Source organism: Streptomyces graminilatus (assembly GCF_001418565.1).
GTDB lineage: Bacteria > Actinomycetota > Actinomycetes > Streptomycetales > Streptomycetaceae > Streptomyces > Streptomyces graminilatus.
Window position 1 is genome coordinate 1 of sequence record NZ_LIQQ01000443.1, and the last position, 4,696, is coordinate 4,696.

At 68.5% G+C, this 4,696-nt stretch carries 3 protein-coding genes; all 3 read right to left on the minus strand.

Features of this window, described 5'->3' with window-relative positions; translation table 11 throughout:
- On the minus strand, positions 1–1,870 hold a 1,870-nt coding region (locus AOK08_RS32040; RefSeq protein WP_055532618.1), incomplete at its 3' end, for an ABC transporter ATP-binding protein.
- Positions 1,870–3,603 carry an ABC transporter ATP-binding protein gene (locus AOK08_RS32045; protein WP_055532620.1) on the minus strand — a complete coding sequence of 578 codons (1,734 nt, stop codon included), beginning with the start codon at positions 3,601–3,603 and terminating at the stop codon, positions 1,870–1,872. The genes AOK08_RS32040 and AOK08_RS32045, both read right to left, overlap by 1 nt.
- A 224-nt stretch (positions 3,604–3,827) precedes the next feature.
- Positions 3,828–4,696: FGGY-family carbohydrate kinase (locus AOK08_RS32050; protein ID WP_241827174.1), on the minus strand; the 869-nt coding region annotated here is incomplete at its 5' end.

Below are 4,696 nucleotides of genomic sequence, written 5' to 3' on the forward strand. Positions count from 1 at the left end.
CCCCCAACAACTCCCCGTGCGCCCCCTGTTCCACGATCGCCCCGTTCTCCATCACGAGAATCGTGTCGGCGTCCCGGATCGTCGACAGCCGATGCGCGATCACGAACGACGTCCGCCCATGCGCGAGTTTGGCCATCGCCTTCTGGATGAGCACCTCCGTCCGCGTGTCCACGGAACTCGTCGCCTCGTCCAGCACCAGGATCACGGGATCGGACAGGAACGCCCGCGCTATCGTGATGAGCTGCTTCTCACCGGCGCTGACCCCCGTCCCCTCGTCGTCGATCACGGTGTCGTACCCGTCCGGCAACGTCCGGATGAAACGGTCTGCGTGCGCGGCCCGCGCCGCCTCCTCGATCTCGCCGCGCGTCACCTCACGCGCACCCGAGGCCCCGTACGCGATGTTCTCCGCGATGGTCCCGCCGAACAGCCAGGTGTCCTGGAGCACCATCCCGATCCCGGACCGGAGTTCGTCCCGGGACATGGCGGCGATGTCCACCCCGTCCAGAGTGATCCGACCCCCGGAAACCTCGTAGAACCGCATCAGCAGGTTCACCAGAGTCGTCTTCCCGGCCCCGGTAGGACCGACGATCGCCACCGTGTTCCCCGGCTCCACCGACAGCGACAGATCCTCGATCAGCGGCTTCTCCGGCTCGTACCGGAACGACACATGCTCCAGCGACACCAGCCCCCGCAGCTCCTCGGGCCGCGCCGACGGCACCGGATCGGCGTGCTGCTCCTCCGCGTCCAGCAGTTCGAAGATCCGCTCGGCCGAGGCGACCCCCGACTGCACGAGGTTCGCCATCGAAGCGACCTGCGTCAGCGGCATGGAGAACTGACGCGAGTACTGAATAAAAGCCTGCACGTCACCGATCGACAGCGCGCCCGAGGCGACCCGCAGCCCGCCCACCACGGCCACCAGCACGTAGTTGATGTTCGACACGAACATCATCAGCGGCTGCATGACCCCGCTGTTGAACTGGGCCTTGAAGCCCGCCTCGTACAGCGCGTCGTTCTCCTCGGCGAACCGCTTCGCCGACTCGTCCTGCCGCCCGAACACCTTCACGAGGGCGTGCCCGGTGTACATCTCCTCGATGTGGGCGTTCAGCTTGCCGGTGGTCCGCCACTGCTGCACGAAGTGCGGCTGCGACCGCTTGCCGACCCGCGTGGCGATGAAGAACGACAGCGGTACGGTCACCAGCGCGACCAGCGCCAGCAGCCAGGACACCCAGAACATCATCGCCAGTACGCCGATGATGGTGAGTAGCGAGTTGATGAGCTGGCCCATCGACTGCTGGAGCGTCTGCCCGATGTTGTCGATGTCGTTCGTCGCGCGGGACAGCACCTCACCGCGCTGCCGCTTGTCGAAGTACGACAGCGGCAGCCGCGACAGCTTCGCCTGCAAGTCCTCGCGCATGCGGTACACGGTCCGGTTGACGGCCCGGTTCACCAGCCGCGTCGCGACCAGCATCAGCATCCCGGCGCAGACGAACACGACGAGCGCGGTGCCCAGCACCTCACCCACCGCGCCGAAGTCGATCCCCTTGCCCGGCGTGAAGTCCGTACCGGAGAGCACGTCGGCCACGCCGCCCTCGCCACGCCTGCGCATCGCGGCGAGAACCTCGGCCTTCGTACTGCCACTCTCGAACTGCCGTCCGACGATGCCGGAGAAGACCAGGTCGGTCGCCCGTCCCAGGATCTTCGGGCCCACCACCGACAGGCCCACGCTCACGAACACCGCGAGCAGCATCACGTACATCGTCGCCCGTTCGGGCCTGAACTGGGCGAGGAGCCGTTTGCCGGACCCCTTGAAGTCCAGCGAGTGCTGGTCGGGGCCGGGTCCTGCCATCATGCGCGCCATGGGCCCGGCCATCAGGCGGCCTCCGCTTCCGTGAGCTGGGAGAGGACGATCTCGCGGTAGGTCTCGTTGCCCGCCATCAGCTCGTGGTGGCTGCCGGAGCCGACGACCCGGCCCTCGTCGAGGACGATGATCCGGTCGGCCTCCCTGATCGTGGACACCCGCTGGGCGACGATCACGACGGTCGCCTCGGCGGTCTCGCGGGCCAGCGCCGCACGCAGGGCCGCGTCCGTGGCGTAGTCGAGCGCGGAGAAGGAGTCGTCGAAGAGGTAGATCTCGGGCCGCTGGACGAGCGTACGAGCGATCGCGAGCCGCTGCCGCTGACCGCCCGACACATTCGTACCGCCCTGCGCGATCGGCGCGTCGAGCCCGCCCTCAAGACGCTCGACGAACCCCTTGCCCTGCGCCACCTCCAGCGCCCGCCACAGCTCCTCGTCCGTGGCGTCCGGATTCCCGTACCGCAGATTGGTGGCCACGGTCCCGGCGAACAGATACGGCTTCTGCGGCACCATCCCCACCGTCCTGGCCAGCAACTTCGGCTCCACGGTGGCCACGTCCACACCATCGACGAGCACGTCGCCCTCGGTGGCGTCGAACAGTCGCGGTACGAGCCCGAGCAGCGTCGACTTCCCACTCCCCGTGGACCCGATGACCGCGGTCACCTCACCGGGCCGCGCCACCAGGTCGACGGCCTTGAGCACCGGCTCCTCGGCGCCCGGATAGCGGAACCCGGCCCCCCGGATCTCCAGATGCCCGCGCCGCCGCAGCTCCATCACGGGATCGGTCGGTGGCACCACACTGGACGACGTACCGAGGACCTCCTCGATGCGCTCGGCGCACACCTCCGCGCGCGGCACCATCATGAACATGAAGGTGGCCATCATCACGGACATGACGATCTGCATCAGATAGGCGAGGAACGCGGTCAGCGCGCCGATCTCCATCCCACCGCTGTCGATGCGATGAGCCCCGAACCACACCACGGCGATCGACGACACGTTCACCACGGTCATGACGATGGGAAACATCAGCGCGAGCAGCCGCCCGGTGGCCAGCGACACCTCGGTCAGCTCGCCGTTCGCCCTCCCGAACCGGTCCTTCTCGTACCCGTCCCGCACAAAGGCGCGAATCACCCGGTTGCCGGTGATCTGCTCGCGCAGCACCCGGTTGACGGTGTCGAGCCGCACCTGCATCGTCCGGAACAGCGGACGCAGCCGCCGCACGATCAGCGTCACGCAGACGCCCAGCACCGGCACGACGGCGACCAGCACGCCCGACAGCGGCACATCCAGGCCCAGCGCGAGCACGATGCCGCCCACACACATGATGGGCGCCGACACCATCAGCGTGAACGTCATCAGCGCGAGCATCTGCACCTGCTGGACGTCATTGGTCGTACGGGTGATCAGCGAGGGCGCCCCGAACTGCCCGACCTCGCGCGCCGAGAACGACTGCACGCGGTCGAAGACGGCGGCGCGTACGTCCCGCCCGAGCGCCGACGCCGTACGGGCGCCGAAGTACACGGCACCGATGTTGCAGAAGACCTGCACCAGCGAGATGCCGATCATCACGGCACCGAAGGACAGGATGTACCCGGTGTCGCCCTTGACCACACCCCTGTCGATGATGTCCGCGTTGAGCGTGGGCAGGTAGAGAGTGGCGCAGGTCTGGAGGAGCTGGAGCAGCACCAGCAGCCCGATGGGTTTCTTGTACGGCCTCAGATATGTGCGCAGAAGTTGTATGAGCACGCTGAATCTCTCGGAGTCGGCGGTTTGTCCGTATCGGACGTCTGCCCGTCACGGACCTTTGGCCCCTGTCGGACCTTGGCCCCTGTCGGACGTTTGTCCGCACCGGACGATGGGGAGTGCCCCACGCACCCATCGTCCGACACTCCACCGGTGTTACTTCAACCGATTAATCAAATCCAACAGCGGACGACGAACTCGCCGCGCGACGGCCGGCCGGGATTCGATCAGACGCGAAACGCCCCGGGATGGGTCTGCTCCCGCACGGACACGTACTGCTGCCGCACGGCCTGCCCCACCGCCAGCTCCTCGCCGGGCTCCAGCACCTGCGCGGCGGCCCCCTGCCAGGCCGGCGGCGTACGCGGGTCAAGAGTCCCCTGCGACACCCCGAGCGCCCAGGCGGCCTGCCGCGCGGCACCGATGGCCGCGTAGTCGGCGGGCTGCGGTACGACGACCTGCGCCCCGAACAGCGACGGCGCCGAGGCCTGCACGGCGGGCAGCTCGGCGGCCGACCCGAGCAGGAAGACGCGCTGCACGTCGACGCCCCGCCCGCGCAGCACGTCCAGCGCGTCGGCGAGCCCGCAGAGCATCCCCTCGAAGGCGGCCCGCGCGAGATGCTCGGCCTTCATGGACTCCCGCCGCAGCCCGGCGAGCGTCCCGGCGGTGTGGGGAAGATTGGGCGTCCGCTCACCCTCCAGATAGGGCAGCATGACCAGCCCATGTGCCCCCGGGGTCGACTTCATGGCGAGATCGGACAGTCCCTCCAGATCCCCGAGCCCCAACAGCTCAGCCGTCCCCCGCAGGGTCCGTACGGCGTTCAAGGTCGTGACGACGGGCAGATGCAGCCCGGTCGCGTCGGCCAGTGAGGTGATCATCCCGGTCGAGTCGAAGAGGGCTTCGGGGTGTACGGCCATCACCGACCCGGAGGCCCCGAGCGACACCACGGCGTCCCCGAGCCCGAGCCCGAGCCCGAACGCGGCGGCCATGGTCTCCCCGGTCCCGGCGGAGATGAGCAGCCCCTCGGGCGTCAGGCGATGCTGCCCGATGTGCTCGGGCCGTCCGACGGCGCCGGTACGACGCCCGAGGGGCTGCCCAT